General features: G+C 62.1%; 12 protein-coding genes. 7 read left to right on the top strand and 5 right to left on the bottom strand.

Annotation, left to right across the window (positions count from 1 at the left end; all coding sequences use genetic code 11):
- Positions 1-220 precede the first annotated feature (220 nt).
- The 3 genes from ACQ4WQ_RS00600 to ACQ4WQ_RS00590 are packed head-to-tail and all read left to right on the top strand — an operon-like array spanning position 221 to position 4,350.
- Positions 221-1,432, top strand: coding sequence for an O-antigen ligase family protein (locus ACQ4WQ_RS00600; protein WP_436493971.1), 1,212 nt, complete (start codon positions 221-223; stop codon positions 1,430-1,432).
- A 48-nt stretch (positions 1,433-1,480) separates the two neighbouring features.
- Complete coding sequence (msbA, locus tag ACQ4WQ_RS00595; protein ID WP_436493969.1) at positions 1,481-3,214, top strand: lipid A export permease/ATP-binding protein MsbA; 1,734 nt, start codon at positions 1,481-1,483, stop codon at positions 3,212-3,214.
- A 35-nt stretch (positions 3,215-3,249) separates the two neighbouring features.
- Complete coding sequence (locus ACQ4WQ_RS00590; RefSeq protein ID WP_436493967.1) at positions 3,250-4,350, top strand: glycosyltransferase family 9 protein; 1,101 nt, start codon at positions 3,250-3,252, stop codon at positions 4,348-4,350.
- 15 nt (positions 4,351-4,365) lie between these two features.
- On the opposite strand, the gene ACQ4WQ_RS00585 is transcribed toward ACQ4WQ_RS00590, so the two are convergent.
- The 4 genes from ACQ4WQ_RS00585 to ACQ4WQ_RS00570 form a co-directional block, all read right to left on the bottom strand.
- Positions 4,366-4,977, bottom strand: a complete 612-nt coding sequence (locus ACQ4WQ_RS00585; RefSeq protein ID WP_326456238.1) for a response regulator transcription factor — start codon at positions 4,975-4,977, stop codon at positions 4,366-4,368.
- Positions 4,964-6,559: an ATP-binding protein gene (locus tag ACQ4WQ_RS00580; RefSeq protein ID WP_436493965.1), complete on the bottom strand. Its 1,596-nt coding sequence runs from the start codon at positions 6,557-6,559 to the stop codon at positions 4,964-4,966. The genes ACQ4WQ_RS00585 and ACQ4WQ_RS00580 overlap by 14 nt, the downstream gene beginning before the upstream one ends.
- Positions 6,560-6,677: 118 nt before the next feature.
- Positions 6,678-8,066: an ATP-binding protein gene (locus tag ACQ4WQ_RS00575; protein ID WP_436493963.1), complete on the bottom strand. Its 1,389-nt coding sequence runs from the start codon at positions 8,064-8,066 to the stop codon at positions 6,678-6,680.
- Positions 8,063-8,749: a response regulator gene (locus ACQ4WQ_RS00570; protein ID WP_326456241.1), complete on the bottom strand. Its 687-nt coding sequence runs from the start codon at positions 8,747-8,749 to the stop codon at positions 8,063-8,065. Before ACQ4WQ_RS00570 ends, ACQ4WQ_RS00575 begins: the two co-directional genes overlap by 4 nt.
- A 157-nt stretch (positions 8,750-8,906) precedes the next feature.
- Between ACQ4WQ_RS00570 and ACQ4WQ_RS00565 the strand changes: the two genes are divergently transcribed.
- The 4 genes from ACQ4WQ_RS00565 (at position 8,907) to ACQ4WQ_RS00550 (ending at position 11,771) form a co-directional block, all read left to right on the top strand.
- Entirely contained in the window at positions 8,907-9,728 is an 822-nt protein-coding gene (locus ACQ4WQ_RS00565; protein ID WP_326456242.1) for a MipA/OmpV family protein, read from the top strand.
- 106 nt (positions 9,729-9,834) lie between these two features.
- Positions 9,835-10,374 carry a universal stress protein gene (locus ACQ4WQ_RS00560; RefSeq protein ID WP_436493960.1) on the top strand — a complete coding sequence of 180 codons (540 nt, stop codon included), beginning with the start codon at positions 9,835-9,837 and terminating at the stop codon, positions 10,372-10,374.
- A gap of 46 nt (positions 10,375-10,420) precedes the next feature.
- On the top strand, positions 10,421-11,422 hold the full coding sequence (locus ACQ4WQ_RS00555) for a VirK/YbjX family protein (protein WP_436493958.1): 1,002 nt from the start codon (positions 10,421-10,423) through the stop codon (positions 11,420-11,422).
- Positions 11,423-11,540: 118 nt separating this feature from the next.
- Positions 11,541-11,771, top strand: coding sequence for a DUF6139 family protein (locus ACQ4WQ_RS00550; protein WP_131685369.1), 231 nt, complete (start codon positions 11,541-11,543; stop codon positions 11,769-11,771).
- Positions 11,772-11,836: 65 nt separating this feature from the next.
- Here the strand turns inward: ACQ4WQ_RS00550 and dnaE are convergent, their stop codons facing one another.
- The gene (gene dnaE, locus ACQ4WQ_RS00545) at positions 11,837-15,376 is read right to left on the bottom strand and encodes a DNA polymerase III subunit alpha (RefSeq protein ID WP_436493955.1); all 3,540 of its coding nucleotides are present in this window, start codon (positions 15,374-15,376) and stop codon (positions 11,837-11,839) included.
- Positions 15,377-15,442: the final 66 nt, after the last annotated feature.

Below are 15,442 nucleotides of genomic sequence, written 5' to 3'. Positions count from 1 at the left end.
TGCCTGCCTTGACAAATCGACGGCAAGTTACCATTGCTTACAAAAAAACCATGGCTAAAAACCATGGTTTTTTTCATTCTTCCCCTTGAGACTGCCTATACAGTTATCGAAGAGCAAACTCCCCGAGGGCGTTTTTTCGGCCACCTTCGATTACAATGACGCCTACTTTATGTTGCTACAGTTGCCATAATGGCGATGACGTGCGTTACCAAGGATATTCATGCTCGGCCTGACCTCTGTTTGTGTTTTTCTCTTTTCGGCATTGGCGCTGGCTGTCAACAGTGGTTACTCCCTTGGCGCTCTGGTTCTGCTACTGACCAGCAGCTGGCTGCTATGGAAACGTCCCCGTCTGAACCTGCAACGCCGGGATTATCTGTTGATCGGTGTCCTACTGACGTATTTCCTGATCTTTACCGCCAACATGCTGTACCACGGCGATCCTCCGCGCGAGTTCGACATGCCACTGCGCGCCCTGCTGGCGGTCCCGGTGCTGCTGTTGCTGCTGGCGTACCCGCCACGGCCGACGTTCTGGTGGGCCGGCTTGTCCGTCGGCACTATTGCCGGCGCAGCGTATGCCTTGACGGAATTTGTTCCTGACAGCCTGATTCGTCCGCAAGCAGCCACCAGCAACCCCATACATTATGGCAATGTCAGCATGCTGCTGGGCATACTGGCGCTCTGCGGACTCGACTGGGCGCGCACGCAAGCACACCGTTATGCCTGGAGTGGCTTGTTGCTGGCAGGATGCCTCGCTGGCATCGCCGGTTCGGTCATCAGTGGTAGCCGCGGAGGCTGGCTGGCCTTGCCCGTCGCCCTCATCATAATGGCTGTACATCACGCAAAAAACCATGGCCGCCGCCATCTGGCCATCACTCTGTCGCTACTGTTTGCCTTCCTGAGCCTGGCCTATGCCATGCCGCATTCACCGGTACAGCAGCGTGTGGCCACGGTCATCTCCGAACTGGAAAAATACAAGAATGACGGAGATGTCAGCACCTCAGTTGGTCAGCGCCTGGTAATGTGGGATACCGCGACAGAGCTCGTAAAGGAGCATCTATGGCTGGGCATGGGCCGTACCGGCTATCTGCAACAGAAAAAAGTAATGCTTGCGGAAGGGAAAATTAGCAAACTCGTCAGTGACTATACGAATGCCCATAGCGATTACCTCGATGTGCTGGTCAAGCGCGGCATCACCGGCGTGCTGGCACTGCTGGCGCTGCTCCTGCTGCCCTTGGCGCTGTTTGCACGCACATCACACCGCGGCCCTGCCAGCGCCCGCCCGTTTGCTCTGGCTGGCATGCTACTGTGCACTTGTTATATGATTTTTGGCCTGACGACGAGCTCGCTCACTCTGAACATCGGCATCATCATGCTGGTCTTCCCGATGGTGATACTGTGGGCCCTGTTGCGCCAGCAAGAGCGCACTGCCTGAGCTCGTTTTCCGCCTGACCGTTTGCTGTCCCTGCAAGGAACCATACCGATGCTCACGCCCGACCTGAAGCGCCTCACCGCGCTGCACGCGCCCTACAAGAAACATCTTGCCCTGGCCCTGCTGGCGATGGTCGTCACGGCGGCGACGGAACCGCTGTTGCCGTATGCGCTCAAATTACTGCTCGACAACGGTTTCGGCGGCAAGGTCGAATTTTCCTACTGGCTGGTGCCGCTGATCGTCATCGGCATCTTTGCCATCCGCGGCGCCTCGACGTTTGCCAGCAGCTACCTGATGAGCTATGTCTCCACGCGCATCCTCAACGAATTGCGGCGCAGGATGTTTGCCAGCATGCTCAACCTGCCCATCGACTTCTACAACACGCACACCGTGGGCAAGGTCATCAACTCCATCATGTTTGAGGTGCAGCAGATCATCGAGATGGTGACCAAGGTGTTTACTTCGATCGTGCGCTCCTCGCTCACCGTGCTGGGCTTGCTCGCCTGGCTGCTGTACCTGAACTGGGCGCTGACCCTGGTCACCCTGGTGCTGCTGCCCGTGCTGACCATCGTCGTGCGCACCACGGGCAAGCGCCTGAAAAAACTCAACCGCGATTCGCTGGCCGTCAACGCCGAACTGACCCAGGTCATCGAGGAAACCACGCGCGCCCAGCAAGTGATCAAGATCTTCGGCGGACAACATTACGAGAAGGCGCGGTTCGAGGAGCGCGCCGAGCAATTGCGCCGCTACAGCATGCGCATGACCACCACCTTTTCCGCCACCGTGCCCATCACGCAGGTGATCACCGCCGCCGCCGTGGCCCTGGTCATCGTGATGGCCCTGTTCCAGTCGGAGCAGGGGCAGATCACGGTGGGCGGCTTCGTTTCCTTCATCACGGCCATGCTGATGCTGCTGACGCCCTTGAAGCAGCTGGCCGAAGTCAACGGCCCGCTGCAGCGCGGCATGGCGGCCGCCGAAGAAGTCTTTTTACTGATCGACAAGACGCCGGAACGCACGGGCGGCAAGCCGCTGGCGGGCCGCAGCAAAGGCCGCATCGAGTTCAAGGACGTCAGCTTTGCCTACCCCGGGCACCAGGAACTGGCCCTGCGACACATCGATCTGCGCATCGCGCCTGGACAAACGGTCGCCTTTGTCGGCATGTCCGGTGGCGGCAAATCGACCCTGGTCAGCCTGCTGCCCGGCTTTTACTCGGCCAGCAGCGGCCAGATTCTGCTCGATGGACAGAATATTGACGACATCGCCCTGACCAGCCTGCGCAGCCAGATCGCCATGGTCAGCCAGCAGGTGGTGCTGTTCGACGATACCCTGGCCGCCAACATCGCGTATGGCGATGCGGCCCCGGACCGGCAGCGCGTCGAAGCGGCCGCAGCGGCCGCCTTCCTGTCGGACGTCATCGACGGCTTGCCCGACGGCCTGGAAACGCGCCTGGGCGACAATGGCTCGCGCCTGTCCGGCGGCCAGCGCCAGCGCGTGGCCATCGCCCGCGCCATTTACAAGGATGCGCCCATCCTGATCCTCGATGAAGCCACTTCGGCACTGGATACGGAGGCGGAACGGGCCGTGCAAGCGGCACTGGAGCACCTGATGCAAGGTAAAACCACCTTAGTTATTGCTCATCGGCTATCAACAATTGAACGTGCGGACCGTATCGTGGTATTGTCACATGGGAAAATAATGGAAACCGGCAGTCACCAGCAATTATTGGATGCCGACGGCGCGTATGCCAATCTGCATCGCCTGCAATTTTCCCAGCAAGTGGCTTGACACCATCGAATGAATACCTGAAATCGTACTGATACATGACGCCTTTGATTCCCGCCGAACTTCTACAAAAGTCGGAAAAAATTCTGTTCATCGCCCATCTGGCGCTGGGAGACTTTACCTACCTGCAAAATGGTTTCCGCGCCTTTGCCGCGGCCTACCCCCATATCCAGATCCACCTGTGGGTCGACGAAGTACGGCGCACGTCCGACGCCAAGCAATGGGAAAGCTTGCGCACCTATTCGCTGTACGACTGGGTAGAACAGTCGGGCCTGTTTTCCAAGGTGTACCGCAAGACCTATAGCCCGGCGCTGTACGAAGAGTCACTGCGCGAAGCCAAGGCGGAGCACTATCCGGTCGTCGTGTCGCTGGCCCATGTACGGCCACAGCAATATGCGGACCTTGCCCGCGCGATCAGCCCGAACGGGCTGGTGATCGGCACGCGCAAGCCGTTCAGCCCGCTGCGCCCCTGGCATTACCTGGCCTACCGCAAGATCGATGCCGTGCTGGCCTCGTATGCGGGACAGGATGCCGGCGAACACCATATCAGCAGCGTGTATGCGGACTGGTTCCATCAATTGACGGGCCTCGATATTCCCGTGACCGAACGCTATCCCTTCGTGCACATTCCCGAGCACGCATTGCAGCAGGCGCAGGAGCAGCTGGCCGCCTGGGGTTTTGCCCCGCGCCAGGGGCCGCTCGTGCTGTTGAATCCGTTTGCCAAGTCGCACAAGCGCGGCTGGCCGCTGGAACGCATTGCCGAGCTGATCGTGCGCATGCAGGCGATGCCGAAATGGCAGCATGCCTGCTTCCTGATCAATGCCATGCCGCAGGAACTGGCCAAGGTGGATGCCGTCGTACGGGCGCACAACTTGCCGCGCACGCAGGCCTTCAGTGCCGTCGACAACTTTTTCCAGCTGCCGGCCATGCTGGCGCAATGCGACCTGATTATTTCGGTGGAAACATCGATCATGCATCTGGCGAACGCCGTGCATGTGCCCGTGGTGGCATTGATGCGCAAGAAAAATCCCGAATGGGCTCCCTTCGACAGCGCCAACAGCACCGTCATCACGGTGGCGCGGCGCAGCGACTGGGTCAAGGCGATTTCAAGCGATCAGGTATTGAAGGCCATCGCCTAGAGAGCTCTGCCTCGGCTAGCCGGTGCCCAGCATGCTGATGCGCACCAGGTCGGCCACATTATCGACGCCCAGCTTGTCCATCAGGCGCGCCTTGTGCACTTCCACGGTGCGCACGGAAATACCGAGCGCCGGGGCGATGTCGCGGTTGTGCTGGCCCGTCACCACCAGCTGCATCACTTCGCGCTCGCGCGGCGTCAAGGCGCGCAGCAAGGCGAGCCCTTCCACCTGGCGCTGCAGCTGGCCGCGCGCATGCTTCTCGCGCGAAAACGCTTCGTCTATGGCGGCCAGCAACTTGTCATGGTCAAATGGTTTTTCCAGGAAATCGCTGGCTTGCGCCTTGAATGCCTGGCGGGCCAGCGCCACGTCGCCGTGCCCCGTGATGATGATGATGGGCAGCATGCAGTTGAGCTCCAGCAGGCGGCGCTGCAGGCTCAGGCCATCCATGCCCGACATGCGGATATCGATCAACAGGCAACCGGCCCACTCGGGCCGCCAGCTGTGCAGGAAATCCTCGCCGCAGGAAAACAAGGCCGTGCGGTAGCCGCGTATGCCCAACAGCAAACCCAGCGCATCGCGTACGGCGGGATCGTCGTCCACGATAAACACCGTCAAATTACTTGTCACCATACTCTCCCTTGGCGGCCGCACTGGCGTGCGCCAGGGGCAGGATAAAACGAAAAATACCATGCTTGCCCACTTCGGCCCATAGCTGGCCGCCATGCGCTTCGACGATGCTGCGGCTGAGCACCAGCCCCAGCCCCAGGCCGCTGGCCTTGGTCGAGACAAACGGTTCGAACAGGCGCGCGGCCAGGCTATTGGAAATACCGGGCCCGCTGTCTTCCACGGACAGGCGCAGCCGGCCGCCCTCAAGCGGCTCGGCCGACACCGTGATGCGGCGCTGGCCGCGCGGCTGTCCCATCACCGCATCCTGTGCATTGGCCAGCAAGTTACGCAGTACCAGTTCGATTTGCAGGCGGTCCGCATTGACGGCCAGCGGCGACGGCGGCGCCAGCACCAGCTCGATGCCATGTTCATGGAACAGCGGCGTGAACTGGCGCGCCAAGCCCTCGATCAAGGCGCTCGCCTCCACCGCCTCGAGCTGCATCGCGCCGGTGCGGAAAAAATCGCGCAGGCGGCGCACCACGTCCGCGGCGCGTCCCGATTCAACGATCATGTGTCCGATGGCGCTTTGCAGCAAGGCGCCGTTCTCGCCCCGCTCCAGCAGGTATTCGCATGCCTTGCCGTAGGTCGACAAGGCCGTCAGCGGCTGGTTCAGCTCATGTGCGAGAGCGGCCGCCATTTCGCCGGCGGCCGCCAGGCGCATCGTGTGCTTCAGCTCGTCTGCCACCTGGCGCATTTCATCGACGACGATGCCGATAAAAAAGCCCACCAGCGCCAGCACGGCGTCGAGCAGTTGCAATTCATAAAACTGGATATCGACCGCATGCGTCCATTTCACCAGGGTGATGATGCATAGCTGCAATACAAAGACGGCCAGCACGGCGCCATGCAAGCCCTGGCGCGAGGCGGCCCAGATCACGGGGAGAAACAGGAAATAGAAATGCTTGTATTCGGAACGCACGATGGAACCGAAGACGCTCCACAGCACGAAACTGGCCAGGGCCAGGTACGCCAGGGTTTCCCAGCGCCAGACGGCGGCATGCAGGCGCTCACGCCCGCGTTTGCTGAACAGCACCCAGATCAGCGGCATCGACACCAGCATGCCGACCGTGTCGCCGATGCCGAAACGCCAGACTGCCGTGCCCCATTCGCTGGCCGGTATGCGTCCCGTGAGCGACAGCAATGAAATATAGCCGAGCGCATTGAGCGCGGTGCCCAGCAGAACGATGAGGACCCAGGCGCTCAGGCGGCGCCGGTTGTCGAAGATATCGCTGCTGCTGAAACTGCGGCGCAAGACTGCGCCGATACCGCCATAGCCGAGCACCAGCCACGCCGAACAGAGCAAGGTCAGGGGCAGGCCTGCCGGCATGCCGCGCACCAGCACCTCGCCGGCCACCAGGGCGATGAACCATGGCAGCGCCGCCTTGCGTCCATGGATCAGCCAAAATACCAGGCCCAGCGCGGGATCCGGGTTCCACGGGGTGATGTTCAGCCCATACATCGGGTCGATATAGGTCGCCCAGTCAAACAGCAGGTACAGGCCGACAAAGGCGGGATACGGCAGGTAGCGGGACAGGAATGGGCGCATAACGGTGTTTTTGAACTGTCCTGCATTATGCATCCCAAGCGTGCGCCACGCCATGCCATCTTGCGTTATATGCACATGAAATAATCTTCATGCAATATCGCAAGGCGCGCCAGCGCGGTCAGGCTTCGGCCAACGGCAAGCGCACCTCGACCAGCAAGCCCAGGCCACCGTTACCGCTGTGCAACTGAATCGTGCCGCCGTGCTGGCGCACGACGGAAGCGACGATGGACAAGCCCAGGCCGCTGCCTGGCTGCACCTGCTGCGGCGCGCGGAAAAAGCGGTCGAACACGCGGTCATACAACGCCGGGGCGATGCCCGGCCCCTGATCGGCCACATGCAACACGGCCTGGCCCCGCTCCGCATGCAGCGACACCGTCACGCTGCTGCCACGCGGGCTGTACTTGATGGCGTTTTCCACCAGGTTGTCGATCAGCGACACCAGGCTCTCGCGCTGGCCGGGCACGCTGAGCGAGACGCTCGCCTGCAATTCGAGCTCGATATCGCCCGCCTGGGCCAGGCCGGACAGGGCCGCCAGGCGGTCTTGCAGCAAGGTATCGAGCGCCTGCCGCTGCGGCAACTCGCCCGCGCCTGCCTGCACTTCGCTGCGCGTCAGCTGCAGCAGCTGACCCACCAGGCGCGCGGCCCGGTTGCCGCTGTTCAAGATACCGTCCAGCAACTCTTGCTGGCGTGCATCATGCGCCTGCCCCTGCAAGGCCTCGACATTCACCCGCATGGCCGCCAGCGGCGTGCGCAGCTCATGCGTGGCATCGGCGATGAAGCTGCGCTCGCGCGCGGCGCTGGCGTCGACCCGTTGCAGCAAGGCATTGATATTGTCGACCAAGGCCGCCAGTTCGCCATGCGGCGGCTTGAACGCCAGCGGACGCAAATCCTGCGGCCCGCGCGCCGCCACCTCCTGTGCCAGCCTGCGCCACGGGCGCATGGCAAGGCGGATCGACAGCCAGGCCGGCACCAGCAGGAACGGCAAGCTGATCAGCAGCGGCAGCAGGTAGTAACCGCGTGAATTGATCGTGATGAAAAATTGCCATGCGCCCCCCACTTCCAGCACCGTCACGCGCGTCGCTCCTTCGGTCAGGCTGCGGCTGCGCCAGGCCTGACCCTTGATGTACACCACTTCCATCTGTTCCGGGCCGGCGCTGCGGATACCGCTGGGCGCTGCGGGGGACTTGTAGACCAGCTTGCCCTCACGCCAGACCAGGATGCGCGGCGCCAGCTCTGGCACTTGCCCCGTTTCAAACTCCTCGCGCAAGGCTTCGTCGATCGCGCGCAAGCTTTGCTCCTGGCGCTGCGGCTGCTCGGCCAGGTTATCGGCCACGCTGATAATGGCGTGCAGGACGCCGCGGCTCACATTGCTCGCTTCGCCCGCGCCCTCGACCAGCACATACGCCACGGCCAGGCTCCACAGCACGGTCAGCATCAGCATTTGCGCGATCATCAGGCGGCGCACCAGGGTAGGCCGGCGCAGCATGGCCCAGAAACGCCCCATCATGCGCCGCTGCCCGGCGGGGTGGATGTCTCGCCCTGCTGGTCGATGACGTAGCCGACGCCGCGCACGGTACGGATATAGCCTTCGCCTATCTTGCGGCGCAAGTTGCCCATATGTACATCCAGGGTATTGCTGGCATTGGCCAGCCCGCCCGGCAGGATATGTTCTTCCAGCACGCGGCGCGTGATGACCCGGTTGGCGCGCATCAGCAAGGTCTTCAGCAAGGCATATTCACTGGCGGTCAGTTCCACGGGCCGGCCGTGCACGCTGACACGGCGCGTGGGCACCTGCAGCAGCAAACCGCGCAACTCGATGGTGTCGCCGTCGAAGCCATAGCTGCGGCGTGCCAGCGCGCGCACGCGCGACAGCAGCTCGGCCAGCACGAAGGGTTTCACCAGGTAGTCGTCGGCGCCGCCATCGAGGCCCCGCAAGCGCTGTTCCAGCGTGTCGCGGGCGCTGAGGATCAGCACCGGCAGGCGGGCCGCGCGCAAGCGGGCCAGCAAATCGAGGCCATCGCCATCGGGCAAGCCCAGGTCCAGCAGCACCAGTTCGCAACTGTCGTGCTCGATGCTGCGCGCCGCATCTTCCAGGCTGCGCACCCAGACCACTTGCATGCCCTGGTCGCGCAAGGCAATCCGCACGCCGTTGCCCAGGTCCATATCGTCTTCAATCAGCAGTATCTTCATGGTGAGTATTAAACCACCGCAAGCTGAAGAATGGGTAAAGAAGCGCTCTTCATGCAATCTTAATAAAAGGCTCATTTTTCCTTCATGGCAAGGACCGATACTGTCGGCAGTCAATCGAGCCACTCCGGACTCGGTTCTCCACCTGACGGAAACCTCCATGCACGCACCCACAACCCTGCTGACCTCGCTGGCACTCGCCAGCGGCATGATCCTCAACCCGCTGGCCGCCGCGGCGGCCGAACCGCCGGCGGAAAATGTCTTCACCATCGGCGGCGGCGTCGCCGCCGTGTCCAGCTATTCCGGCGCCGACAAGCTGTCGGCCTCGCCGCTGATCATCCTCGATTACGCCATGGCCAATGGCCTGTTCTTCAGCACCTCGCGCGGCATCGGCTATGGCGGCCAGGCCGGCCCCTTCAGCTACAGCGCCGCGCTGGGCTACCGCGGTAACCGCGAAGACCACAAGCGCAATGGCGCCAATGGCTGGGGCGGCAGCGATTACCTGAAGGGCATGGGCGAAGTCAAGGGCAATGCCAGCGCCCTGCTCAGTGCGGGTTATTCGCCCTTGCCGGGCCTGTCGCTGAGCGTCTCGAGCGACATCCCCTTGTCGAACCGCGAAAATGGCGCGAACGTGCATTTCGGCGCCACAGGACAGATCTATGGCCGGGCCGATGCCAGGGGCGTGCAGCAAGACAGCGTGACCATCGGCGGCCAATTGGGCTGGGGCGAGCGCAAGTACGTGCAGACCATGTATGGCGTGACGGCCACCCAGGCCGCCAATACCGCGTTCAAGCAATACACGCCCAAGGGCGGTTTCTATGAAGCGCAAGCCACCGTCAACTGGGAACACCGCTTCGATGCACGCTGGGGCATCAACACACTGGTCGGCGTCGAGAGCCGCCTGGGCGACGCGGCCAAGAGTCCCATCGTGCAGCGCAAGACCTCCCCGGTCGGCGCCGTGTATGTCACTTACCGCTATTAACAACATGCAAGCATAAGGGAAACCCGTACGCTGTTTCGCCAATTTACAGGGGGTACGGGCATGGATAAGATGACACGGTTTTCCCACCACCACGGCCATCTTTTCCATGCATGCATCGCGCCTTGCCCCGCAACGCCACCGCGCCCCCGACAGCGCCGCGGGCGCCTGCGACAAGCCAGGCCAGGATACCTTGCTGCTGCTCTTGCCCGTCAAGCGCGCCAGCGACATCATCTACGGTGCGCGCTACGCCAGGCGCCTGCAGGAATGGGGCATCAAAGTATCCGTCAGCCTGTTGCACGTGACACCGGCGCCGCGCCGCTGTGCCGATGGCCTGCCCCGGCACAGCGCCAGCGAATGCGATGCCCTTGACCCGGCCACGCAGCACATGATGCACGAGGCGGGACTCTACCTGAGCCGCTCTCATATTTCCTTCAGCACCCACATTTTTGCCGGCGAGCTGCTGTTTACGATACTCGATGCGGCTGAGCTGCTGGGTTGCCACGAAGTGGTCTTGCCAGCGCAGCGGCACAACGGCTGGCCGCGCCGTTTTTCGGGCGGACTGGCCGGCAAGCTGGCGCGTGGCAGCCGCGGCACCACCATCGTGCTGGCAAACCACGAGGGCGTCAGCAGCCCGGTACCCGTCTGAGCAGAAACGGCTTCGACGTTCCCCCTTTATCATGGACATGCGCACGATGATGCCAACTATTACCCTGTCTGACGGCTTGATGGCGATGCCGAGCGGCATGCGCCGCTGGCGCGAACTGCTCAAGCTGCATCTGCGCGCCCGCGTGCAACAGCGCCAAACCCGACTATGGCTACAACTGCTGAATTCGCATCCGGTGTTTCATGATCTGGTACACGCCTATCCGCACATGATCCACAAGGTCTACCGGCCTTACCTGAGCCTGACCTTGAATTGCCACCAGCGCGTGGAATTGCTGGCCGAGCACTATCACTTCATCTTGCAGCAAGGCTGGGGCAAGCTGATGAGCCAAGCGGCCCACGGCCCCGTGCGCCTGGGCACGGTGGCGGGCAAGTCGGGCGCGCCCTACCACCTGCAATTGTGTTCGCTGCACCCGATGGACCGCGAAGGCGAGATGGTGCTGCAACTGATGCACGACGACGACGTGCTCTATTCGATCGCCTTTTCCTTCTTCGGCAGCCAGCTGCGCGCCACCCTGGGCATGCGCATCGGCTGCCTGCAAGGTCCGAAAGGCCAGGAAAGCGCGCACCGCGTGCGCGAGGCAACACGCGACTTGCACGGCATGCGTCCCAAGACCCTGATGGTACGCCTGGTGCGCCAGCTGGGGTACGAACACGGCTGCCGCAAGATGCTTCTTGTCGGCAATATCAACCGCGCCGTGCACCACTCCGCGAAGAAAGGCCGTTTGTTCGCCGACTACAATGGACTATGGCAAGAACTGGGCGCACAAGCGCGCCAGGATGGCGATTTTGAGTTGATGTGCGAAAACCTGCCCTTGCCGGCACTGGAAGACATTCCTTCCAAAAAACGCTCGGAAGCCCGCAAGCGCCATGAACTGACACTGGCCATGATCGGCAGCCTGCGTAGCGGCCTCGACGCCCATCGCAGCCCGCTGCAGGCCGCCACGGCAAACGCCGCGGCCGCCGTCGGCGAGGTACGCCAATCGGCCATGCTCGATGAAGACGACGACTACGCTTCCGCTATCGCCTGAGCGCTCCTCCCTCTTGCGGCACACGCTACAACCCGTGCATGGCACAATCCTGTTACGCTAGCGTTATCGGCATGCACTGCGGTGCGCCGGTTCCCCCAACGTTTACTAGGAGGCATTCATGCGCGTAGACATCTACCGCCGGGCCGAACACGACGGCATTTTTTCCTACCTCGCCGTGCCGGAAGGAAAGCTCATTCCGGAAGAAGTGACCAATACCGACTGGCAACTCGAAGTGCGCGCCAGCGAAGTGGCCGACGATGCCGAGATCTTGCCCGATTACCATATCGAACAGCCGCACCAGCAGATCGCCGCCAAGGGCTATGCGATCACGGGCCTGAAAGACATGTAAACGTAAAAAAAGCCAAACCAGCATGTCTGCGGTTTGGCTTTGTCGTATGCCCCGAACGGTACCGGTCAGTATTCGACCGCCACCTCTTGCGCACCCAGCATTTGCTCCAGCGCCATCTGCAATTCATCCGATGGCGCCACTTTCCACTCGTCGCCAAACTGCAGCACGCAGCTGACGCCCTGCGGGCTGACCTTGGCGGTGATCGGCAATCCGTCCGCAGCCCGGTGCGGCATGATCACGTCGCGGATGCGCTTGGCGTCCAGGGTGGCCGGCAAGGTCAGGCCCAGCTGGCGTCCATACTGCACGCGCGCGGCGATGATGTCGAAGGCGCTCTCGGCCGTTATACGCAAGCCGCCCGAAAAACGGTCTTCCGACACCTTGCCCACGACGGCCAGGAATTCATCTTCCTTGAAGATTTTCCGGTTGGAATCGAACAATTCGCCGTACACCGTCACCTCGACGGTACCGCTCTTGTCGTCCAGGGTGACGATGAGAATCTTGCCGCGCTGCGTCATCTGCGTGCGCAAGCCCGTGATGACGCCGGCCATCATGCGCGGCTCGCGCGATGGCGACAGTTCCGACAGTTTCGTGCGCGCAAAACGGCGCGCCTCGGGCGCATACGAATCGAACAAATGGCCCGACAGGTAGAAGCCCAGCGCGATCTTTTCCTCCGTCAGGCGCTGCTTGTCCGTCCACACGGGCACCTTGACGTACTCGGGCGGCGCCACCATGTCGCTGTCGTCGCCGCCGAACAGGCTCACCTGGTTGGCCGCCTTGGCGGCCTGGTCCGCGCATTCCATGGCGAACGCCACGGACGCGAGCAGGATGGCGCGGTCGACCTTGAGGCAGTCGAAGGCGCCGCTGCGGATCAGCGACTCGATGGTGCGGCGGTTGATCTGCTTTTTATCCACGCGCTTGCAGAAATCGAACAGGCTCGTAAATGGCCCGCCCGCTTCGCGCGCGGCGATGATGGCTTCGATGGCGTTCTGGCCCGAGCCTTTCACGGCGCCCAGGCCATAGCGGATCTGCGTGACTTTCTTGCCGCTCACGGACGGCGGCGCGCCGCTCGGCGTGAAGCGGTAATCGGATTCGTTGATATCCGGCGGCAACAAGGTCAGCTTGCAGATTTCCAGCGAGTCTTCCACCAGGATCTTGATCTTGTCCGTGTCGTCCATGGCCAGCGACAAGTTGGCTGCCATGAAGGCGGCCGTGTGGTGCGCTTTCAGGTAAGCCGTGTGGTACGACAGCAGGGCGTACGCGGCGGCGTGCGATTTGTTGAAACCATAGCCGGCGAACTTTTCCATCAAGTCGAAGATCTCGTCGGCCTTTTCCGCCGTCAAGCCATCTTTCGCCGCACCGGCGCGGAAGATCTCGCGGTGCTCGGCCATCTCTTCGGCCTTCTTTTTACCCATGGCGCGGCGCAGCATGTCGGCGCCGCCCAGCGAGTAGCCGCCGACGATCTGCGCCATCTGCATCACCTGCTCCTGATACACCATGATGCCGTAGGTTTCGGACAGAATCGATTCCGTGCGCGGATCGGGATAATCGAAGCGTTCGCCGTGCTTGCGCTTGCAGAAATCCGGAATCAGGTCCATCGGACCCGGGCGGTACAGCGCTACCAGCGCGATAATGTCCTCAAAGCGGTCGGGACGCGCATCTTTCAGCATGCCCTGCATGCCGCGCGACTCCAGCTGGAACACGGCCACGGTCTTGGCCTTGGTTAGCAAGTCGTACGACGGCTTGTCGTTCAGCGGCAAGGTCGCCAGGTCGAAGTTCGCCTGCGCGGGATCGAGCTGCTTGATGTAGCGCACGGCGCGGTCGAGGATGGTCAGCGTGGTCAGACCCAAGAAGTCGAACTTCACGAGGCCGACGGCTTCCACGTCATCCTTGTCGTACTGCGACACGACGCCCGAGTCGCCGCCCTGCGTGTACAGCGGGCAGAAGTCCGTCAGCTTGCCCGGGGCGATCAGCACGCCCCCCGCGTGCATGCCGATATTGCGCGTGATACCTTCGACTTGCTGCGCCAGGTCCAGCAACTGCTTGACCTCTTCCTCGTTTTCCAGGCGCTCCTTGAGCAGCGGTTCCTCTTCGATGGCATCGGCGATCGACACGGGCTTGCCGGGCTTGAACGGAATCAGCTTCGAGATGCCGTCGCAGAAGTTGTAGCCGAAGTCCATCACGCGGCCCACGTCGCGGATCGCGCCCTTGGCCGCCATGGTACCGAAGGTGGCGATCTGCGAGACCGCCTCCTTGCCGTACAAATCCTTGACGTGCTGAATGACGCGGTCGCGCCCTTCCTGGCAAAAGTCGATATCGAAGTCGGGCATCGAGACGCGTTCGGGATTCAGGAAGCGTTCGAACAGCAGGTTGTATTGCAATGGATCAAGATCGGTAATCAGCAGCGAATACGCCACCAGCGAACCCGCGCCCGAACCGCGGCCCGGACCGACGGGCACGCCGTTTTCCTTGGCCCACTGGATAAACTCGGCCACGATGAGGAAGTAGCCGGGGAACTTCATGTTGCAAATCGTGTCTGTCTCGAATTTCAAACGCGATTCGTAGCGCGGACGCTCCTTTTCGCGACGCTCAGGGTCCGGATATAGCTGGATCAAACGCTTTTCCAGGCCCGCCTGCGATTCGGCGACGAGGAACTGGTCGATCGTCATGCCTGGCGGCGTGGGGAAGTTCGGCAGTTGCGGCTTGCCCAGGGTCAAGGTCAGATTGCAGCGCTTGGCGATTTCCACCGAATTGGCCAGCGCGGCCGGCAAGTCGGCGAACAATTCCGCCATGTCCGCCTGCGACAGGAAACGCTGGCTGTCATTGAAGCGTTTCACCCGCTTGGCGTTGGCCAGCATTTCGCCTTCGGCGATACAGGTGCGTGCTTCGTGGGCAATAAATTCTTCAGGGGAAATGAATTGCACGGGATGCGTGGCGACCACGGGCAAGCCCAGCTTGGCCGCCAGCGCCACCGCATGGCGCACCTGCGCCTCCTGGTTGGCCTGGCCGCCGCGCTGGATTTCAATATAGAAATGGCCGGGGAAAATATCGGCCCAGCGCTGCGCATTGCGCTCGGCCAGGGCCAGGTTGCCATTCTCGATAGCAGTACCGACGTCGCCGAAATGCGCGCCGGATAGCACGATCAAGCCATTCGCCGCGCTTTCGCCTGGGTACAGGTCGTAGGTATTCGTCGCCAGCGCCTGCAGCCACTCGATGCGCAGCTCGGCGCGCCCCTTGTACTGGTTGGTCAGCCAGGCCGTCGACAGCAGTTCGCACAGCTGCAGATAGCCCATGCGGTTCTTCGCCAGCAACAGCAGGCGCGACGGTTTTTCGCGGTTATCGTCATTCGTGATCCACACGTCGACCCCGACGATGGGCTTGATGCCCTTGCCGCGCGCTTCCTTGTAGAACTTGACCATGCCAAACAGGTTCGACAGGTCGGTGACGGCCAGCGCCACCTGCTTGTCCTTCGCGGCCGCCTTGACCACGTCGTCGATGCGCACCAGGCCATCGACGATCGAGTACTCCGAGTGCACGCGCAAATGGACGAAGGCAGGACCGGGCTGCATCGCTTGCTGTGGACTTGCCGGAGCGCCGGCCTCTTGCATTACCATTTCCATCCTGTGTACCGTTTCGTGCAAAATTCAATGGGGTCTATTCTACCGCGTCGCGCG

Origin of the sequence: Janthinobacterium goodfellowi (assembly GCF_051380695.1) — a bacterium.
Taxonomy (GTDB): domain Bacteria; phylum Pseudomonadota; class Gammaproteobacteria; order Burkholderiales; family Burkholderiaceae_D; genus Janthinobacterium.
The sequence above is the reverse complement of the archived record's forward strand: the minus strand, read 5'-3'. Positions and strand labels throughout refer to the sequence as shown.

Bases quoted from the DNA above. Each gene is read 5' to 3' on its own strand.
- msbA (WP_436493969.1), top strand. From the start codon at position 1,481: ATGCTCACGCCCGACCTGAAGCGCCTCACCGCGCTGCACGCGCCCTAC.
- ACQ4WQ_RS00570 (WP_326456241.1), bottom strand. From the start codon at position 8,749: ATGAAGATACTGCTGATTGAAGACGATATGGACCTGGGCAACGGCGTG.
- ACQ4WQ_RS00590 (WP_436493967.1), top strand. From the start codon at position 3,250: ATGACGCCTTTGATTCCCGCCGAACTTCTACAAAAGTCGGAAAAAATT.
- ACQ4WQ_RS00600 (WP_436493971.1), top strand. From the start codon at position 221: ATGCTCGGCCTGACCTCTGTTTGTGTTTTTCTCTTTTCGGCATTGGCG.
- ACQ4WQ_RS00580 (WP_436493965.1), bottom strand. From the start codon at position 6,559: ATGCGCCCATTCCTGTCCCGCTACCTGCCGTATCCCGCCTTTGTCGGC.
- ACQ4WQ_RS00585 (WP_326456238.1), bottom strand. From the start codon at position 4,977: ATGGTGACAAGTAATTTGACGGTGTTTATCGTGGACGACGATCCCGCC.
- ACQ4WQ_RS00575 (WP_436493963.1), bottom strand. From the start codon at position 8,066: ATGATGGGGCGTTTCTGGGCCATGCTGCGCCGGCCTACCCTGGTGCGC.
- ACQ4WQ_RS00560 (WP_436493960.1), top strand. From the start codon at position 9,835: ATGCATGCATCGCGCCTTGCCCCGCAACGCCACCGCGCCCCCGACAGC.
- ACQ4WQ_RS00565 (WP_326456242.1), top strand. From the start codon at position 8,907: ATGCACGCACCCACAACCCTGCTGACCTCGCTGGCACTCGCCAGCGGC.
- ACQ4WQ_RS00550 (WP_131685369.1), top strand. From the start codon at position 11,541: ATGCGCGTAGACATCTACCGCCGGGCCGAACACGACGGCATTTTTTCC.
- dnaE (WP_436493955.1), bottom strand. From the start codon at position 15,376: ATGCAAGAGGCCGGCGCTCCGGCAAGTCCACAGCAAGCGATGCAGCCC.
- ACQ4WQ_RS00555 (WP_436493958.1), top strand. From the start codon at position 10,421: ATGATGCCAACTATTACCCTGTCTGACGGCTTGATGGCGATGCCGAGC.